This window comes from Alcaligenes sp. AB3, assembly GCF_031844565.1.
In the GTDB taxonomy this organism is placed as follows: domain Bacteria; phylum Pseudomonadota; class Gammaproteobacteria; order Burkholderiales; family Burkholderiaceae_B; genus Alcaligenes; species Alcaligenes faecalis.
Genome location: NZ_JAUZVM010000002.1, coordinates 264,457 through 281,493, shown reverse-complemented (window position 1 = coordinate 281,493; position 17,037 = coordinate 264,457). Strand labels below are relative to the sequence as shown.

Annotated in this window: 15 protein-coding genes and 1 tRNA gene; 7 read left to right on the top strand and 9 right to left on the bottom strand. The window is 57.3% G+C overall.

Going from position 1 to position 17,037, the window contains the following annotated elements; all coding sequences use genetic code 11:
* Positions 1 to 38: 38 nt before the first annotated feature.
* From Q9R35_RS06335 to Q9R35_RS06310, 6 genes are all read right to left on the bottom strand, one after another.
* Positions 39 to 638: a 50S ribosomal protein L25/general stress protein Ctc gene (locus Q9R35_RS06335; protein WP_042483025.1), complete on the bottom strand. Its 600-nt coding sequence runs from the start codon at positions 636 to 638 to the stop codon at positions 39 to 41.
* Positions 639 to 733: 95 nt separating this feature from the next.
* Complete coding sequence (locus Q9R35_RS06330) at positions 734 to 1,684, bottom strand: ribose-phosphate pyrophosphokinase (RefSeq protein ID WP_042483022.1); 951 nt, start codon at positions 1,682 to 1,684, stop codon at positions 734 to 736.
* A 104-nt stretch (positions 1,685 to 1,788) separates the two neighbouring features.
* Positions 1,789 to 1,865: transfer RNA gene (locus tag Q9R35_RS06325), tRNA-Gln, on the bottom strand.
* A gap of 5 nt (positions 1,866 to 1,870) precedes the next feature.
* Positions 1,871 to 2,809 carry a 4-(cytidine 5'-diphospho)-2-C-methyl-D-erythritol kinase gene (gene ispE, locus Q9R35_RS06320; protein ID WP_311219556.1) on the bottom strand — a complete coding sequence of 313 codons (939 nt, stop codon included), beginning with the start codon at positions 2,807 to 2,809 and terminating at the stop codon, positions 1,871 to 1,873.
* Positions 2,810 to 2,829: 20 nt separating this feature from the next.
* Positions 2,830 to 3,426: an outer membrane lipoprotein LolB gene (locus Q9R35_RS06315; RefSeq protein ID WP_063688774.1), complete on the bottom strand. Its 597-nt coding sequence runs from the start codon at positions 3,424 to 3,426 to the stop codon at positions 2,830 to 2,832.
* The gene (locus tag Q9R35_RS06310) at positions 3,423 to 5,168 is read right to left on the bottom strand and encodes a tetratricopeptide repeat protein (protein ID WP_223254095.1); all 1,746 of its coding nucleotides are present in this window, start codon (positions 5,166 to 5,168) and stop codon (positions 3,423 to 3,425) included. The genes Q9R35_RS06315 and Q9R35_RS06310 overlap by 4 nt, the downstream gene beginning before the upstream one ends.
* Before the next feature lie 122 nt (positions 5,169 to 5,290).
* Here Q9R35_RS06310 and mutM point away from each other — a divergent pair, with 122 nt between their 5' ends.
* From mutM to fahA, 6 genes are all read left to right on the top strand, one after another.
* Positions 5,291 to 6,118, top strand: a complete 828-nt coding sequence (gene mutM / locus Q9R35_RS06305) for a bifunctional DNA-formamidopyrimidine glycosylase/DNA-(apurinic or apyrimidinic site) lyase (protein WP_042483013.1) — start codon at positions 5,291 to 5,293, stop codon at positions 6,116 to 6,118.
* A gap of 165 nt (positions 6,119 to 6,283) precedes the next feature.
* Complete coding sequence (locus Q9R35_RS06300; protein WP_042483010.1) at positions 6,284 to 7,240, top strand: MBL fold metallo-hydrolase; 957 nt, start codon at positions 6,284 to 6,286, stop codon at positions 7,238 to 7,240.
* Positions 7,241 to 7,264: 24 nt separating this feature from the next.
* Positions 7,265 to 8,938 (top strand): FAD-dependent oxidoreductase, encoded by a 1,674-nt coding sequence (locus Q9R35_RS06295; protein WP_311219555.1) that lies wholly within the window; start codon positions 7,265 to 7,267, stop codon positions 8,936 to 8,938.
* Entirely contained in the window at positions 8,926 to 9,135 is a 210-nt protein-coding gene (locus Q9R35_RS06290; protein WP_009461092.1) for a DUF2783 domain-containing protein, read from the top strand. Before Q9R35_RS06295 ends, Q9R35_RS06290 begins: the two co-directional genes overlap by 13 nt.
* 15 nt (positions 9,136 to 9,150) lie before the next feature.
* Positions 9,151 to 10,455, top strand: coding sequence for a homogentisate 1,2-dioxygenase (gene hmgA, locus Q9R35_RS06285; RefSeq protein ID WP_311219554.1), 1,305 nt, complete (start codon positions 9,151 to 9,153; stop codon positions 10,453 to 10,455).
* Entirely contained in the window at positions 10,452 to 11,777 is a 1,326-nt protein-coding gene (gene fahA, locus Q9R35_RS06280; RefSeq protein WP_086060373.1) for a fumarylacetoacetase, read from the top strand. The genes hmgA and fahA overlap by 4 nt, the downstream gene beginning before the upstream one ends.
* Before the next feature lie 171 nt (positions 11,778 to 11,948).
* Here the strand turns inward: fahA and Q9R35_RS06275 are convergent, their stop codons facing one another.
* Positions 11,949 to 12,635, bottom strand: coding sequence for a phosphatase PAP2 family protein (locus Q9R35_RS06275; protein WP_270118951.1), 687 nt, complete (start codon positions 12,633 to 12,635; stop codon positions 11,949 to 11,951).
* Between the two features lie 21 nt (positions 12,636 to 12,656).
* Entirely contained in the window at positions 12,657 to 14,072 is a 1,416-nt protein-coding gene (locus Q9R35_RS06270; RefSeq protein ID WP_063688795.1) for an FAD-binding oxidoreductase, read from the bottom strand.
* 129 nt (positions 14,073 to 14,201) lie between these two features.
* Between Q9R35_RS06270 and Q9R35_RS06265 the strand changes: the two genes are divergently transcribed.
* Positions 14,202 to 15,590 (top strand): phosphomannomutase/phosphoglucomutase, encoded by a 1,389-nt coding sequence (locus Q9R35_RS06265; protein WP_311219553.1) that lies wholly within the window; start codon positions 14,202 to 14,204, stop codon positions 15,588 to 15,590.
* Between the two features lie 287 nt (positions 15,591 to 15,877).
* Here Q9R35_RS06265 and Q9R35_RS06260 read toward each other — a convergent pair whose 3' ends face one another.
* Complete coding sequence (locus tag Q9R35_RS06260; protein ID WP_042483550.1) at positions 15,878 to 16,993, bottom strand: glycosyltransferase family 4 protein; 1,116 nt, start codon at positions 16,991 to 16,993, stop codon at positions 15,878 to 15,880.
* Positions 16,994 to 17,037: the final 44 nt, after the last annotated feature.

Genomic DNA, 17,037 nt, shown 5'->3' with positions numbered 1-17,037 from the left:
CAAGCTGCAAGCCGACCGAAGCCGGCTGGCAATCTTGATTACTCGGCGCTTTCTTCTGTTGCTTCCGAAGCAGCAGCACCACCGCCAACTGGCAAAGCAGCAGCCAGCAGAGGGTTGGTGTCGTTGCCAGCGTAAGTCACGCCACGTGGCAGCTTAATGCTGTCCAGGTGCACGTTGGCGTTGGCAGTCATGCCGCTCAGGTCCACAGTGATGGACGCAGGCAGGTTGGCTGGCAAGCAGGTGATTTCCAGCTCGGTCAGGATGTGGCTGATAACTTGGCTGCTCAGCTTGACGGCTGGGGACACATCGCCACCTTCAAAGTTCAGAGGAACTTTGGTGGTGATGGCTTGCGAAGCCAGAACGCGTTGGAAGTCAACGTGCAGAACTTGCTGCTTGTAGGGGTGCCACTGAACCGAGCGCAACAGCACTTTTTCAGCTTTACCGTCCAGTTCCATCGTCAGGATGGAAGCGTGGAAGGCTTCTTTGCGCAGGTTGTGGTAAGTCTCGTTATGATCCAGAGAGATCACGACGGGCTGTTCTTCGCCACCGTAAACAATAGCAGGAACTCGGCCAGCGTGACGCAGGCGGCGGCTCGCACTCGTACCTTGTACATCACGCGACGTAGCGGTGAATTTCATGGAAAACTCCAATTTGCAGGGTCATGGACCACTGCGAAAAAACGGTAGTTGCCTACCTAGTTGACGTGCGCCGCGACCAGCGCACGCTAAAAAACTTAGTCAGTGAACAAGGAGCTGACGGACTCGGCGTTCGAGATACGCAAGATGGTCTCGCCCAAAAGCGCTGCACAGGACAGCTGGCGAATCTTGCTGCACTCGCGGGCCTTGGCGGACAAAGGAATGGTGTCCGTGACAACCAGCTCGTTCAACTGGGAATGCGTAATACGTTCAATGGCCTCGCCCGAGAGCACAGGGTGGGTACAGTAGGCGTAAACCGCCTTGGCACCGCGCTCTTTCAGAGCTTCAGCCGCCTTGCACAGCGTACCGGCCGTATCCACCATGTCGTCCATCAGGATGCAGGTGCGTCCGTTGACGTCACCAATGATGTTCATGACTTCGGATACGTTGGCACGTGGGCGACGCTTGTCGATAATGGCCAGATCCACTTCCAGTTGCTTGGCCAATGCACGTGCGCGCACCACACCGCCGATGTCAGGCGAGACAACCACCATGTCCTGGTAGTTACAGCGCCAGATATCACCCAGCAAAATGGGGGAAGCGTAGATATTGTCGACAGGGATATCGAAGAAACCCTGGATTTGGTCAGCGTGCAGATCCATCATCATGACGCGATCAACACCAACCACTTGCAGCATATTGGCCACGACCTTGGCAGAGATCGACACACGCGCCGAACGGGGGCGTCGATCCTGACGGGCATAACCGAAATAAGGGATGGCAGCGGTGATGCGACCGGCCGAAGCGCGGCGCAAGGCATCGACCATCACCATGATTTCCATCAGATTGTCGTTGGTGGGAGCGCAGGTGGGCTGCAGAACGAAAACATCGCGACCGCGTACGTTTTCATTGATTTCAACCATGGCCTCCCCGTCGGAGAAGCGACCCACCGTCATCTTCCCCAGCGACATATCAAGGTGGTTGACGACATCGACAGCAAGGCGAGGATTAGCCGTGCCGGTGAAGATCATGAATCGGTCTTGTGCCATGATGGGAGATAGATTTTGATGCAGGAAAAGCAAAGCTGTTGATCGGGACCTCGTTAAGGTAACGACTCAACAGCTTTACATTATCGCAGGCTAGGCCTGAAAGGTGGCTGGGGAAGAAGGATTCGAACCTTCGCATGCTGGAATCAAAATCCAGTGCCTTAACCAGCTTGGCGATTCCCCAAATACTTACTTAATCCAGTAGCGTAGCGGATGATCTTGCAATCCAGAACAAACCCAAGTTTGTTCGACCAGCAATTTACCACTATTTGATTCTTCGCTACCAGAAAAATCTATTTTACTGCTATTTCGGTCAATTTCAAACTGACCTGTCTTGGCACTTTGCTTGTCTCTGCACTCAACAAACAAGCAAGAACCTGAGCCTGTCATTCTAGCATTTAATTTTAAACTTTGCAAACCCTGTTTCAAAACTTTTAAATCAGGATAAAGATTAAATGCTACTGATTCCAGGTTGTTTCTGCCAAAGTAAGGATTGTTGTCCTTGGCTTGCCAGAATTTTTCTTGCCAATCAGTAAAGAACGTTATTTTGATGGGTTTCTCATCGCGTGTCAAGCATTCGGAGCTAAATATTTTCCCTGTGGATATAAATTGCGGTGGACGGATGATGATGTAGTCCCGGGGCGGCATCTGAATGGCTTGCAGTTGTTCCCCGACCCCTTCTGCGAACGCCGCCTGCCCGAATACAAAAACCGGCACATCGGCGCCCAGGGGCAAGCCAATATCCATCAGGGCCTGACGGTTCAGGCCCAGGTTCCACAAACGGTTCAAGGCAATCAAGGTGGTGGCCGCATCGCTGGAGCCACCGCCCATCCCCGCTCCCGAAGGAATGTTCTTGATACAAGAGATATCCACGCCTTGCCGGGTGCCCGTCGCTTGTTGCAGGGCACGAGCGGCTTTGATCACCAGATCCTGTTCAGGCTCCACATCGCTCAAAGTACTGTGTACCCGACGGATCCGTCCGTCGCTACGTGGAACGAAGCTCAGGTAGTCATTTAGATCCACAAAGCGGAAGGCGGTTTGCAGAAAATGGTAGCCGTCTTCACGACGACCCGTGACGTGTAAAAACAGATTGATCTTGGCCGGAGCCGGGACGTTGTAGAGCGCCATTACACAAACCTGCTCGGGCTTTACTGGTCCACAACCAAGCGCACGCTGATGGAGCGGTTGGCTTCATGACGATTCAATTGCAGCAGGCGCGGACCTTGTTCGTCATAACGCGACAGCGTGACACGCCAGCCGGACTGCTCGAAACCGCTCAGTTTTTGCTGATCGTCCCTGCGTTCACTTTGAACGGGGGCACTGCCCGTGCGGCCATGCAGCCAGTCACGCAAGCCCGCCACAGGAACAGGGCTGCCCAGGACCTTCTCAACCAGCGCATCCGGATGGGTCGCTACTTCCTGACTGCCATCCGTGCGCTCCAGCAGGGCCTGACCTGGCAGCACCCAGACGCGTGCCAAGGTATTGCCCAAAGGATTGCTCAGGTCCAGCATCAGTTTGCGACCATCATCACGCCAGGAAAAGCCCCCCTGCACCGCTTCAACCTGCGAACTGGAGTGAGTCACACTCAGCGCAAAGCGGCCGGAACGAGACAAAGAACTCGCTGCCTGGGTCGCCTCGGTGGCACTGCCTGTTTCAGGTTTGGGAGGGGTCGCACAAGCGCTTAACAAAGCAATCAGAGCCAAGGCCCCTGCTCGGGTCCAGACCCGCTGTTTCAAGATACTCACGGCAGCGGTACTCCCAGACGCTTGATGGTTTCTTTCAAAGTTCGGTTTTCAGCATCTTTGCTCAGGCCGGCCCGAAATACCAGCATGGCATCATCGCGACGGCCTTTTACCCAAAGCACCTCGCCCAAATGGGCGGCAACATCCGCTTCAGGCAGGCGCTCATAGGAACGTTGCAAATACTCCAGCGCAGCTTGCAGATCGCCTACACGGAACAAATACCAGCCTACGCTATCCAGAATATAAGGATTGTCTGGCTCCAGCTCCATGGCGCGTTCCAGCAAATCCTGAGCCTCGTCCATACGGCGATTCTGATCCGCATAGGTGTAGCCCAAGGCGTTATACGCATTGGCATGATCCGGGCGCAGTTCGATCACACGACGCATCAAGGTTTCAAACTTGTCATGCTTGGCGCGTTGCTCGTACAGCATGGCCAGGTTGTACTTGATCTCGGCACTGTCGGGCAACTCACGATCAGCGCGCTCCAGCACTTCCAGGGCCTGGTCGGTACGACCGCTATCCTGATAGATAGAGGAGTACGTCAAGGCCACGACAACCTGCTCACTCATGTCGCGTGGACGGGAGTTCTCCAGGGTATGACGTGCTTGTGGGAGATTGCCCTGGCGGGCCTGCAGCACGGCTTTATGAATCTGGGCCTGGAAACGCAGGGCAGGCTCTTCAATCAAGTCCAGCTGGCGAATAGCTTCGTTCATGTCGCCCTGCGCTTCGGCGATTTGCACCAAAGACAAGCGGGCTTCAGAAATACTGGCCAAGGCGGTGTTGACCGCATCATTCAGGGACTGACGGCGCTGCTGCTGAACCGCAATATATTGCTCCAGCAGTTTGCGGGCCTGATCAAACTCCTTGGCGCGAATATGGATTTCAGCCTGGGTATACAGCAGATCAAAATCCTCGGGATTCGCTCGCTGCAAGGCGCCGACAATAGCCTGGGCCTCATCAAACTGCTGACGTTCCACCAGGCGGTTGGCCAGCAACAGTTGCAGCTTGCGACTGTCCGGGTTGTCTCGTACAAACGCGCGGGCACTTTGCAAGGCAGCCGAAGGATCAACCTTGATGCCGTATTCCAGCACGCGTTGTGCGGCGGCTTCGGAATGCGGATCCAGTTTCAGGGCTTCGCGCGCTTCGCGCTCGGCCCGGTTAATGTCCCCGGCGCTCCAGGCCGTGTCAGCCAAAGCCAAGCGAGCAATAGGCAAGGAACGCACGGGCTGCTGCAAAGCCTTGTCCAGCACTTCCAATGCCAACCGCCGATCCACCATTTTGCTGACCATGCTCATGGCCTGCACCACGGCCTGCTCTTTATCCTGGGCGCGAGAGATACGCAGCCACAAGGCATCGGCCAAGCCTTCGGTCTGACCGCTGGAGGCTTCCAGAGCCAAAGCGGTCGCCTTGGCTTCAGGATCATTGGGGGCCAGCAAGGCCCATTCTTTGGCGGCACGCAAGGCACGACCTAAATCACGGTCGGCCATCGCATATTGAAAGGCATTTTGAGCCAGCCGAGGATCGCTGGTGTCACGCGCCAAAGACAGAAAGGTCTGACTGGCAACATCATATTCACCACGCGTTGCGGCGATTTCAGCAACCAGAATACGATACAGAATATCCGGGGTCAGACCGACCAGAGGCAATTGCCCACTACGCAAACGGATGGTGTCTGCAGGCGGCTCCGCCTTGAGTATGGGAAGAGATGGTTGTGCTTGCACCGAAACCGCTGCAAGCAACGACATCAGGCCCAGCTTTAGTGCTAAGGTCAGAGCATTCATCCAGAAAAACCCGTGCCCTGATACGCGCGACAAAACGCCCGATGGCACAATAAAGGAATCAGATTTGTTGATGGTATCACCCCCCCATGCCTGAACTGCCAGAAGTTGAAACAACTCGTCGCGGAATTGCGACGGTTATCCAGGGAAAAAATGTCCGACAATTCCTGGTTCACGAGCCCCGTTTGCGCTGGCCCGTGCCTGCCTCCTTGCCGCAATGGATTGAAGGCCAGGCCGTCCAGAATTGCACGCGTCGAGGCAAATACTTGTTGTTGCATTTTGAACAAGGTGTCCAGATCATCCATTTAGGAATGTCCGGCTCCTTGCGTCGTGTGGATCTGGATGAAGAACGCCGCAAGCATGATCATGCGGAATGGATCTTTGATGAGGCCCGCTTCCTGCTGCACGACCCACGACGATTTGGTGCGATATTATGGCACGCCCATAAGGACGGCCCTCTGGAAAACCACCTTTTGCTACGTACTTTAGGTGTAGAGCCTTTCGATCCCTTGTTCACCCCCGAGTATCTGCACCGACACCTGCAAGGGCGGCGCGTCGCCATCAAACAGGCCCTGCTGGGCGGCAAGATTGTGGTGGGAGTCGGCAATATCTACGCTTCCGAATCCTTGTTCCTGGCCGGTATTCACCCCGAACTGCCCGCCGGTGAAGTTTCCTTGCATCGCTGCGAAAAACTGCACTCGGCCATCCTGAGCACCTTGCAATCCGCCCTGGACTCCGGGGGCAGCACCTTGCGCGATTACGTCAATGCCAGTGGTGAACCGGGCGCGTACTTCGACATTCACGCCAATGTGTATGAGCGTGCCGGCAAACCCTGCCCACGCTGTCAACAGCCTATCAAACGAATCGTCCAAGGCCAGCGCGCGACCTATTACTGCTCGCGCTGCCAGCGCCGCTAAGCCCCCGCCCCCTTCTTTTTGACAGCGTCTGATGCCGATTCCGGCAGGCAGACGCTCGTCTGCCTTTCTTCAATTGAACCCACCCTATTCAGGTATTCACCTATATCTAACTGATTCACCATAAACTAATCTGACACCATCCCTATCGACTGTGGAGTCATTTTCATGAGCAAGTCCTTCGCCTCGCATAACGACCTGGAAGACAAAATCGTTGCCTTTGAGAAACTGTCCGAGAACGCCTACGCCTACACGGCGGAGGGTGATCCCAACACGGGCATCATCATTGGTGACGAGGCCATTATGGTGATCGACACCCAGGCCACACCTGTCATGGCTGAAGACGTTATTCGTCGCATCCGCGAAGTCAGCGACAAACCCATCAAATATGTGCTGCTGTCGCACTACCACGCTGTACGCGTGCTGGGCGCCTCGGCCTACGATGCCCAGGAAATCCTGGCCAGCCGCGACACTTACGACCTGATCGTGGAGCGTGGCGAGCAAGACAAGGCCAGCGAAATCGGTCGGTTCCCCCGCCTGTTCCGCAACGCCGAGTCCATTCCTCCCGGCCTGACCTGGCCCACCATGACCTTTGAGGGTCACATGACCGTGGACCTGGGCAATCTGGAAGTGCACCTGATGCAAGTGGGTCGTGGCCACACCAAGGGCGACACCATTGCCTGGCTGCCCAAGCAGAAAATCCTGTTCGCCGGTGACCTGGTTGAATACCAATCCACCCCGTACGCAGGCGACTGCTACTTCCGCGAATGGCCCCGCACATTGGACCGTCTGGGTGACTTCAAAGCCGAACAAATGGTTCCTGGCCGTGGCCCGGCACTGAAGAACGCCACCGAAGTGCGTCAGGCGCTGGCCGGCACACGCGCGTTCTTGACAGACCTGTACTCCAGCGTGCAGCAAGGTGCAGCAGCCGGTAAAGATCTGAAGACCATTTACCGCGAAACCTACGATTTCATGAAGCCTCGCTACGCAGACTGGGTCATTTTTGATCACTGCATGCCCTTTGACGTATCCCGTGCCTACGACGAAGTCAACGGCCACGAAGACCCACGCATCTGGACCGCCGAGCGCGATCTGGAAATGTGGAAACAGCTCGAAGGTCAGTAAGACGCAAGGCCAGGGAGAAAGAAGATGGGAGACATTAATTACCAGACCCTGGAGCTGACGCAAGCGCCCCCACCGGCTACCCATGCCCGCCACCCTGTTGTGGTGGTGGGTGCCGGCCCGGTGGGGCTGACCATGGCCCTGGATCTGGCGGCCAAAGGCCACCGGGTCGTGATTCTGGATGACGACACTACGCTGTCCAAAGGATCGCGGGCCATTTGCTTTGCCAAACGCACCCTGGATATCTGGGACCGATTGGGCGTGGGCTCGCGCATGATGGACAAGGGCGTGTCCTGGAATGTGGGCAAGGTTTTTTTCCGCAACCAGGAAGTCTGGAGCTTCAATTTGCGGCCCGAAGAAGGCCACCAGCGCCCCGCCTTTATCAATTTGCAGCAGTATTACTGCGAAGGCTATCTCTACGAAGCCGTCTGCGCCCAGCCTCTGATCGAGTTGCGTTCCGGTCATAAAGTGCTGAACGTGGTGAACCAGGCAGAAGGCGTGCATCTGGAGGTAGAAACCCAGCAAGGCAATTACACGCTGGAAGCGGAATGGTTGCTGGCCTGCGATGGCTCGCGCTCGGCCATTCGCCGTGCCTTGGGTGAAAGCAGCAGCGGGCGTGTGTTCAAGGACCGTTTCCTGATTGCAGACGTGCGCATGCAGGCCGACTTCCCCGCCGAGCGCTGGTTCTGGTTTGATCCGCCCTTCCATCCCAATCAATCTGTTCTGCTGCACAGCCAGCCGGACAATGTCTGGCGTATCGACTTCCAATTGGGCTGGGATGCCGACCCGGTGGAAGCCGTCAAACCCGAAAACGTGCTGCCCCGCATTCGCGCCCTCCTGGGTGCCGACGCCCCCTTTGAGCTGGAATGGGTCAGCATTTACACCTTTGCCTGCGAGCGCATGGAGCGCTTTCGCCATGGCCGTATTCTGTTTGCCGGAGACTCGGCCCACCGTGTCTCGCCCTTTGGCGCACGCGGTGCCAATAGCGGTATCCAGGACGCCGACAATCTGGCCTGGAAGCTGAATCTGGTTCTGAATGCCCAGGCTCCCGACAGCTTGCTGGACAGCTACAGCCATGAACGCGAGTTGGCCGCGGACGAGAACATCCGCCACTCCAGCCGTTCAACCGATTTCATTACACCTAAAAGCGAAGTCAGCCGTCTGTTCCGTGATGCGGCCCTGATTCTGGCGCGTCGCCACGCCTTTGCCCGTGTACTGGTTAATAGCGGCCGCCTGTCCTTGCCCAGCGCCTACCCGGACAGCCCCTTGAATACGGCTGACAAACAGGAGTTTTCCGCCAAGGCTACGCCACTGGGCGCCTGCGTCCCCGACGCGCCTATCGAGCAAAACGGTCAGCAAGGCTGGTGGCTGGGTCAATTGGGTAACGGCTTCACGCTGCTGGAGTTTGGCGAAGGCCAGGCCAGCCAGTCTGAAGCGCTAGAAGAACTGGTCGCCCAAGGTCTCTTGACCCGCCTGCGCGTCTGGCCCGCTGGCACCATCGCCGCCCAGGCCCAGGGTGGCATCATCGACAGCCAGGATATGCTGCGCCAGCGTTACGACGCCCAGCCCGGCTCCTGCTATCTGATTCGCCCCGACCAACACCTGTGCGCCCGCTGGCGTCATCTGGATGGGCAAGCTGTCCAGGCTGCCTTGCATAAAGCCTGTGGCCATTTCCTGGAGAGTGCTTCATGTCTACACTGAATACCGATACCCCCCTGGAACGGGCGGACGATTTCTACCAAATGTTGATCGATGCCCACCAAGGTCTGAGCACGGCACAAAGCCATGCCATGAATGCCGCTTTGGTGCTTTTGCTGTGCAATCATGTCGGCTCGCTGGATGTGATCAAGCAAGCCTTGGATGCTGCCCGCCAGACCTGCCTGGAGCAGGCTGCCTGAATCTGGAGACCCCTAATGAGCTCTTTGAATTATCAGATTGGTTTTGGTAACGCCTTTGCCACCGAGGCTCTGCCCGGTGCGCTACCGCTGGGACGCAACTCGCCACAGCGCTGCCCGTACGGACTGTATGCCGAGCAGTTGTCCGGCACGGCCTTTACCGCACCACGCGCCGATAACCGCCGCTCCTGGCTGTACCGCATTCGCCCCAGCGCCAAGCAAGGGGCATTTACGGCATTTGAAGGCGCTTCCCACTGGAATGAAGACTTCGGCCAGGGCCCGGCCAACCCCAATCGCCTGCGCTGGAGCCCGCTGAATCTGCCCGACACACCCACCGATTTTCTGGCCGGTGTCCATACCTGGGCGGGCAATGGCAGCAGCGACTCGCAAAGCGGCGTTGCCATCCATCTATACGCCATCAACCAGTCCATGGGTCGGCGCGTGTTCTACAACGCCGACGCCGAAATGATGTTCGTGCCTGAACAGGGCCGCCTGCGTCTGGTCAGCGAACTGGGCATCATGGAAATCGAGCCTTGCGAGATTGCCGTCATGCCGCGTGGCGTACGCTTCAAGGTAGAGTTGCTGGACGATGTGGCCCGCGGCTATCTGCTTGAAAACTTCGGTGCGCCTTTGCGCTTGCCCGAACTGGGCCCGATCGGCTCCAACGGCCTGGCCAATGCCCGCGACTTCAAAACGCCGGTAGCCTGGTACGAAGATGTCAGCGAGCCGCATGAGCTGGTCACCAAATTCACAGGCGGTTTCTGGGTTGCGCAACTGACGCACTCGCCGCTGGACGTAGTGGCCTGGCATGGCACGCACGCCCCCTACAAATACGATTTACGCGACTTCAACGTGATCGGCTCGATCAGCTACGATCACCCCGATCCCTGCATTTTCAGCGTATTGACCTCGCCCTCCGATACCCCCGGCACGGCCAACCTGGATTTTGCGATTTTCCCACCACGCATTCTGGCCATGGAAAACACCTTCCGTCCCCCCTGGTTCCACCGTAACTTCGCCAGCGAATTCATGGGCCTGATCCAGGGTGTGTACGATGCCAAGGCCGATGGCTTTGCACCCGGCGGCTCCAGCCTGCACAATTGCATGAGCCCGCATGGCCCCGATGCCAACACCTTTGACAAGGCCAGCAGTGCGGACTTGAGCAAGGCAGACTATCTGCGCGGTACCATGGCCTTTATGTTCGAGACCCGCAAAGTCATCCGCCCCTCGCCACAGGCCTTGCAAAGCGGCAGTCTGCAAGCCAATTACGATGCCGTCTGGGACGGACTGGAAAAACACTTCTCTACGGAACAAAAGGCATGACCCGACCTTATCTGAATGACACTCACGACCCCAAGCTGCAAAGCTGGGTGCCCGGCGCCAACGAGGCCGATAACGGTTTCCCCATCCAGAACCTGCCCTTTGCCGTGGCCCGTCGCCGTGACAGTCAGGAAGACTTCCGCGTCATGGTGGCCATTGGCCCTTACGCGCTGGACCTGGGCCTACTGGCCTGCGATACCCCCTGGCACGGCAAAGCCGCCGACGCTCTGGCCGCTTGCGTCAAACCGGCACTGAATGGCCTGATGGCTTTAGGACAGGAATACTGGAGCGCGCTGCGTGCCGCCTTGTCGCACGACTTGCGTCAGGGCTCCTCGGCCGAATCACGCCTGCGCCCCATGCTGATCGAACGCAGCAAGCTGGAATACGCCCTGCCCGCGCAGATTGGAGACTACACCGACTTCTACATTTCCGTGCACCACGCAACGGCGGTGGGCAAACAGTTCCGCCCCGATGCGCCCTTGCTGCCCAACTACAAGTGGGTGCCTATCGGCTACCATGGCCGCGCCTCCAGCATTGGGGTATCCGGCCAGCAGTTCCCGCGCCCCGTCGGCCAGACCCGCCCACCCGAAGGGCAGGAGCAGCCCAACTTTGGTCCTTGCCAGCGCCTGGACTTCGAGCTGGAGATGGGCATTCTGATTGGCAAGGGCAACGAAGCTGGTCACCGTATTCCTATTGCTCAGGCAGACGAACACGTTTTTGGTCTGTGCCTGTTCAATGACTGGTCGGCACGCGATCTGCAAGCCTGGGAATACCAGCCTTTGGGCCCTTTCCTGGCCAAGAACTTTGCCTCGACGATCTCCCCCTGGGTAGTGACACTGGAAGCCCTGGCTCCCTTCCGTCGCCCCTTCAGCCGTCCTGAATCCGATCCCCAGCCTCTGCCTTACTTGCAGGATCAGGCCAACCAGGAAAGTGGCGTTCTGGACGTGGAACTGGAGGTGTACCTGAGCACTGAGCAGTCTCGCCAGCAAAAGAAAGATCCGGCTCTGCTCTCGCGCAGCAACTTCAAGGAAGCCTATTGGACTGTGGCCCAACTGGTCGCCCACCACAGCGTGAACGGCTGCAACCTGCAAACCGGCGACCTGCTGGGCACCGGCACCTTGTCTGGCCCGGCCAAGGGTCAGGAAGGCTCCTTGCTGGAAATGAACCAGGGCGGCAAGAACCCCATTGATCTGCCTTGGGGCGAACAGCGCAAATTCCTGGAAGATCAGGACGAGATCATCTTGAAGGGCCTGTGCCGTCAAGAAGGCTACCCAACCCTGTCTTTTGGTGAATGCGCCGGACGTGTACTGCCTGCCGTGCCTTAAGCTCAAGGCACCCTGACCGGCAAAGGTCTGATTGGCAAGAGACGCTTGCTTGTGAACAACACCCCGCAGCCGCTATCTGGCTTCGGGGTGTTGTTACGTAAAGCCTATAGAAACAGGCTCGCAAAAACAAAAAAGGGACTTGAAGTCCCCTTTTGCAGATTCATAGAGCCACTAGGCAGGCAATTGCTTATGTCTGGCCCAGGACCACAAGATATAAAACAGCACGCAGCCATACAATCCCAGCACAGCGCCCGAAGCCAGCACCTGGCTAAGAAAATGGTAGCCCTGCATGATACGCAAAAAGCCGAACAGCAAACCGGCGCCGATACCCAGTACAAAGCCCCCGGCGGCTAATTTGCGGCAGCCTGTCATGAGGCCTACAAAGAACAGGGACAGGAGCACAAAACCGGATGCGGCATGAGCGCTGGGCAAGGCATTGCCGGCCTCAGCCCAGGAATGTGCCCAAAAGTAGGCAGGCATGGATTCTGTGCCACCGAACATGGCCAGATTAAAGGGCCTTGGCATGGCGGTCAGATGTTTCAGTACGCCGACCATCAAAGGGCCACTGCCCATGAAGAAAGCCGCCCCCGCCCAGGCCAATTGGCGGCAGGAGCCCTTGGGCTGCCGCCAGGCCACAATCGTCCATATCACCGCGCCGCCAAAGGGGACGAACCAGACCAGTCTGCGCCCGAACAAATCCACAAAAGGCTGCAAACGCCAGGAAAAATCCTGGACTTGCGTGTCATAGAAATAGGCGCTGAGAGACAGATCCGTTGCCGAACCCATCGTCACGGCCGCGACGATTCCCAAAACAGTAAAAAAAACGGCACTGGCAACGATATAAGGACGAAAAAACATCTACACACCAAGTAACTTCAATCAGTCGGGCAATACCTTACCGGGGTTCATGATCCCCAACGGATCCAGTGCCATCTTGATCTGCTTCATCAAGGTCAGGGAAACGGGATCTTTATAACGTGGCAACAGTTGGCGTTTGAGTTGACCCACACCATGCTCGGCGCTGATCGAACCATTGAAGCGATGCACGCTGTCATGCACCAGGGCGTAAATCTCGTCCTGACGCTTGAGCAGCTCTTCTTCCGTGAAGGCGGTGCCGCGCGCCACGTTGTAGTGCAGATTGCCGTCCCCCAAATGCCCGAACGTCACGTTTTCCAGACCGGGGAAGGCTTCCTGCAAGGCCTTGTCCGTCTCATGCACGAACTGGGACATCACGGACACGGGAATGGACACATCATGCTTGATGCTTTTCCCATAGGCTTTTTCAGCCAGAGGAATACTTTCACGCAAGTGCCAGAGCGCCTTGCTTTGTGCGATGGTCTCGGCAATAACGGCGTCTTGCACCAGATCCTGCTCCAGTGCCTGACCGATCACGCTCTCAAAACGCTCGCGGGCATGCTCCAGGCTTTCGCTATCGGACAGTTCCAGCAAGGCATACCAGGCCGCTTTTTCTGCCGGCCCCTGGAAAGGCATGCGTTGATCGGGGTAGCAGTGCAGTACCGCTTGCAAGCAGTTGCCTGCAATCAGCTCAAAGCCGGTCAAGGAAGCGGCCAGCCCCTGACGGGCCAGGGCCAGCACTTGTACGGCATCTTCAATTGTGTTCAGCGCCAGCAAGGCGGTACACGCAGCGACTGGCTGGGGATAGAGTTTGATGGTGGCAGCGGTGATGATGCCCAAGGTGCCTTCGCTACCAATGAACAGGTTGCGCAGGTCGTAGCCAGTATTGTCCTTGCGCAGGCCAAGCAGACCATGCAGGATTTCGCCCTGAGCAGTGACGACTTCCAGCCCCAATGTCAGGTCGCGGGCATTGCCGTAACGCAGAACCTGCGTGCCGCCCGCATTGGTCGCCAAATTGCCCCCAATGGTGCAACTGCCTTCTGCGGCCAGGCTCAAGGGGAACAGGCGCTGATGGTCGCGGGCGGCTTGCTGCACGTTTTGCAAAATGCAGCCGGCTTCCACCACCATGGTGTCGTTATCAGTATCCACGCTGCGAATCTTGTTCAAGCGCTCCAAAGACAGTACCAACGCCGTCGCACTATTGTCCGGAGTCGCGCCCCCGCACAAGCCGGTATTGCCGCCTTGAGGGACGATGGGCACGCGGTGCTGCGCGCATAGACGCACAACCTGGGCCACTTCTTCCGTCGTTGCAGGCCGGGCAACCGCCAATGCAGTACCGGTATAGCGTCCACGCCAATCCTCCAGGTACTGCTGCATGGATTGTCCTGTCAGCACGTGCTGCTGACCAATACGCTGTTCAAGTTCGTTCAGAAAAGTCATGACCCAAGCCACTCAAGAAAAACAATCAGGCGCTCTTGCTGTCGCGCTACAGCTCTTAATGGTAACTCACGAAAGCCGATGACATTCGCGCTAAACTGGTTTCTTTATTTAACTCCACAGGATCCGACAGTGACTCCAATTTCTGCTCTTCCGACCGCTGTATTCAAAGCCTACGACATCCGAGGCACCGTTCCTGAACAATTGAATCCAGATTTTGCCTATCAATTAGGCTTGGCCCTGGCGGCCTCGGCACGTGAGCAGAAAGTCCAGACCTTGGTAGTAGGCTATGACGGCCGTCACAGCAGCCCCTCCCTGTCCTTGGCCCTGCGAAAAGGCATCCAGGCAGGTGGCGTGAACACCATTGATCTGGGCATGGTGCCCACCCCCGTCGTCTATTTTGCGGCCAATGTGCTGGAAACCGGCTCGGGCGTGGCCATTACAGGCAGCCATAACCCATCCAATTACAACGGCTTCAAGATGATGATGGCTGGCAAGACCTTGCACGGCCAGGACATCCAGGATTTGATGAAGCGTATGCAAGCCGGGGTTCAACCAGCACCACAAGCAGGCACTGACGAAAAGAAAGACCTGCTGGACCTGTACGTCAACACCATTGCGGAACGGGTAACACTGGCCCGCCCCATGAAAATTGCCCTGGACTGCGGCAATGGCGTCGGTGGCGTCGTAGCCGCCCGCCTGTTCAAGGCCCTGGGTTGCGAAGTGGACATGCTGTTTGAGGATGTAGATGGCAGCTTCCCCAACCACCACCCAGACCCGGCCGAGCCGCACAATCTGCAAGACCTGATCGCCCATGTTCAAAACACGGACTGCGAAGTGGGTCTGGCCTTTGACGGCGATGCCGACCGCCTGGGTGTGGTGACTCGTTCCGGTCAGATCATCTGGCCAGACCGCCAACTGATCTTGTATGCGCGCGATATTTTGCAGCGCGAGCCCGGCTCCACCATTATTTTTGACGTGAAATGCAGCCGCCACGTCGCTCTGGAAATTGCCAAGGCCGGTGGTAAACCGTTGATGTGGCAAACCGGCCATTCACTGATCAAGGCCAAACTGGCCGAGACAGGCGCTCCTTTAGCTGGCGAAATGAGCGGCCACGTGTTCTTCAAGGAAGGCTGGTACGGCTTTGACGATGGCCTGTACACCGGCGCACGTCTGCTGGCGATCCTTTCTCGCGGTGACAACCCTACGGCCGAGCTGGAAGCCTTGCCGCAAGACCTGTCTACACCGGAACTGAAACTGCCTCTGGCCGAGGGCGAGCCCCATGCCTTAATTGCCCGCCTGCAAAAAGAAGGCCGCTTCCCCAGCTCCAATCAGCTCAACACGATTGATGGTGTGCGCGCCGAGTATCCGGATGGCTTCGGTCTGGCTCGTGCCTCCAACACCACGCCTGTGATTGTGCTGCGTTTTGAGGCCCAGTCCCAAGAGGCGCTGGATCGGATTCAGGGGGAATTCCGTGCGGCATTGTTGGCTTTGAAGCCTGATGCTGCCTTGCCTTTCTAAGGCGGTGGAGGTTCGCTAATACCCAGATCCCTGCTCGCTGGTCTCTAGTCTCTAGTCTCTAGTCTCTAGTCTCTAGTCTCCAGCGCAGTATAAAAATGCCCCCACGCGGCAACTTTGGCTTGCTGTCCCCCAAGAGGGCACTTTTTACCGGGACGACCAGCCTTGGGGCGGCTCGGCGGTAAAAAAAGGGCTGAACTGTCTCTGAAACCTTGGATTCAGCCCCAAGTCACAGCAGACAGCTCAGCCCATTTTTTATGCTTTGGTCTTGAACCAAGGCATAAAGAGCCTTAACGGCTTAAATACTGATACAGATCCAGATGGGCCTCGCTGATGCGGCCTATATCAAAGGCCTCTTCAGCCAGACGGCGGCTTTCCGCCCCCATGGCTTGTCGCTTGGCCGTATCCTCACCCAACTCCATCACCGCCGCCGCCAAGGCCTGCGCATTACGCACTGGCACCAGCACACCCGTTACTCCAGGCTCAATGGCATCCCGGCAACCGGGTACATCCGTTGTAACCACCGCGCGCCCGCAGGCTGCGGCTTCCACCAAGGATTTAGGCAAGCCTTCACGATAAGACGGCAACACGGCAATGTGTGATTGAGCGTACAGCTGCGCAATATCACTACGCTCACCCAAGCACTCCACCACGCCCTGCTTTTGCCAATTCTGCCATTCCTGCTCGCTGATGCTGGCGGGATTGCCAGGGTCAGGACTGCCAGCCAATACCCACTTCACCGGGCTGCCTTGGGCGGCACTGATACGGGCAGCTTCCACAAACTCTCGCACGCCCTTGTCTACCAACAAACGTGACACCATCAAGGCAACGGGCGGGCCTTCCGGTTCTGGCACGGCCTGAAACTCGTTCAGGTCTACCCCAGAACCACGAATCAGGATGCACTGGTCACGTTTGACCACACGATCTTCCAGCAAGACATCACGGTCATTGCTGTTTTGAAAAATCACACGGCTATTGGGATGTCCCAAAGCTATGCGATAAAGCTGCAGTGCTATCCAGCGCACGGGATCAAAGGACTTGTCGCGCTTGGTAAATACATAACCCAAACCCGATACGGCAGCTAGAAAGCCCGGCACACCGGCCAGTCGCGCCGCAATGCCACCGTACAGAACAGGTTTGATGGTGACTGCATGCACCAGTTCAGGACGCTCCCGCCGAAACAGACGCCACAAGGCCCAGATGGTTTGCAGCTCTTGCAAGGGATTGGTCCCGCTGCGCGTCATGGGTAAAGCATGGTGATGCAGGCCGTGACGCTCGATCTCGGCCACTGCCGGGCCATCCATGGTGGCCACATGCACGTCATAACCTTCACGCTGGGCGGCTTGCGCCAAGGGCAAACGGTGCGACAGAAAAAAAGCGGGATTATTGACTACGAACATCAGCATGCGTGTCTTCTTGCTGGAATCGTCCGTCAACACATTCAAGGCTT

Excerpts from the sequence above, each read along its gene's own strand:
- Q9R35_RS06335 (WP_042483025.1), bottom strand. The coding sequence starts at position 638 with ATGAAATTCACCGCTACGTCGCGTGATGTACAAGGTACGAGTGCGAGC.
- Q9R35_RS06330 (WP_042483022.1), bottom strand. The coding sequence starts at position 1,684 with ATGGCACAAGACCGATTCATGATCTTCACCGGCACGGCTAATCCTCGC.
- ispE (WP_311219556.1), bottom strand. The coding sequence starts at position 2,809 with ATGGCGCTCTACAACGTCCCGGCTCCGGCCAAGATCAATCTGTTTTTA.
- Q9R35_RS06310 (WP_223254095.1), bottom strand. The coding sequence starts at position 5,168 with ATGTCGTTGCTTGCAGCGGTTTCGGTGCAAGCACAACCATCTCTTCCC.
- mutM (WP_042483013.1), top strand. The coding sequence starts at position 5,291 with ATGCCTGAACTGCCAGAAGTTGAAACAACTCGTCGCGGAATTGCGACG.
- Q9R35_RS06300 (WP_042483010.1), top strand. The coding sequence starts at position 6,284 with ATGAGCAAGTCCTTCGCCTCGCATAACGACCTGGAAGACAAAATCGTT.
- Q9R35_RS06295 (WP_311219555.1), top strand. The coding sequence starts at position 7,265 with ATGGGAGACATTAATTACCAGACCCTGGAGCTGACGCAAGCGCCCCCA.
- Q9R35_RS06290 (WP_009461092.1), top strand. The coding sequence starts at position 8,926 with ATGTCTACACTGAATACCGATACCCCCCTGGAACGGGCGGACGATTTC.
- hmgA (WP_311219554.1), top strand. The coding sequence starts at position 9,151 with ATGAGCTCTTTGAATTATCAGATTGGTTTTGGTAACGCCTTTGCCACC.
- fahA (WP_086060373.1), top strand. The coding sequence starts at position 10,452 with ATGACCCGACCTTATCTGAATGACACTCACGACCCCAAGCTGCAAAGC.
- Q9R35_RS06275 (WP_270118951.1), bottom strand. The coding sequence starts at position 12,635 with ATGTTTTTTCGTCCTTATATCGTTGCCAGTGCCGTTTTTTTTACTGTT.
- Q9R35_RS06270 (WP_063688795.1), bottom strand. The coding sequence starts at position 14,072 with ATGACTTTTCTGAACGAACTTGAACAGCGTATTGGTCAGCAGCACGTG.
- Q9R35_RS06260 (WP_042483550.1), bottom strand. The coding sequence starts at position 16,993 with ATGCTGATGTTCGTAGTCAATAATCCCGCTTTTTTTCTGTCGCACCGT.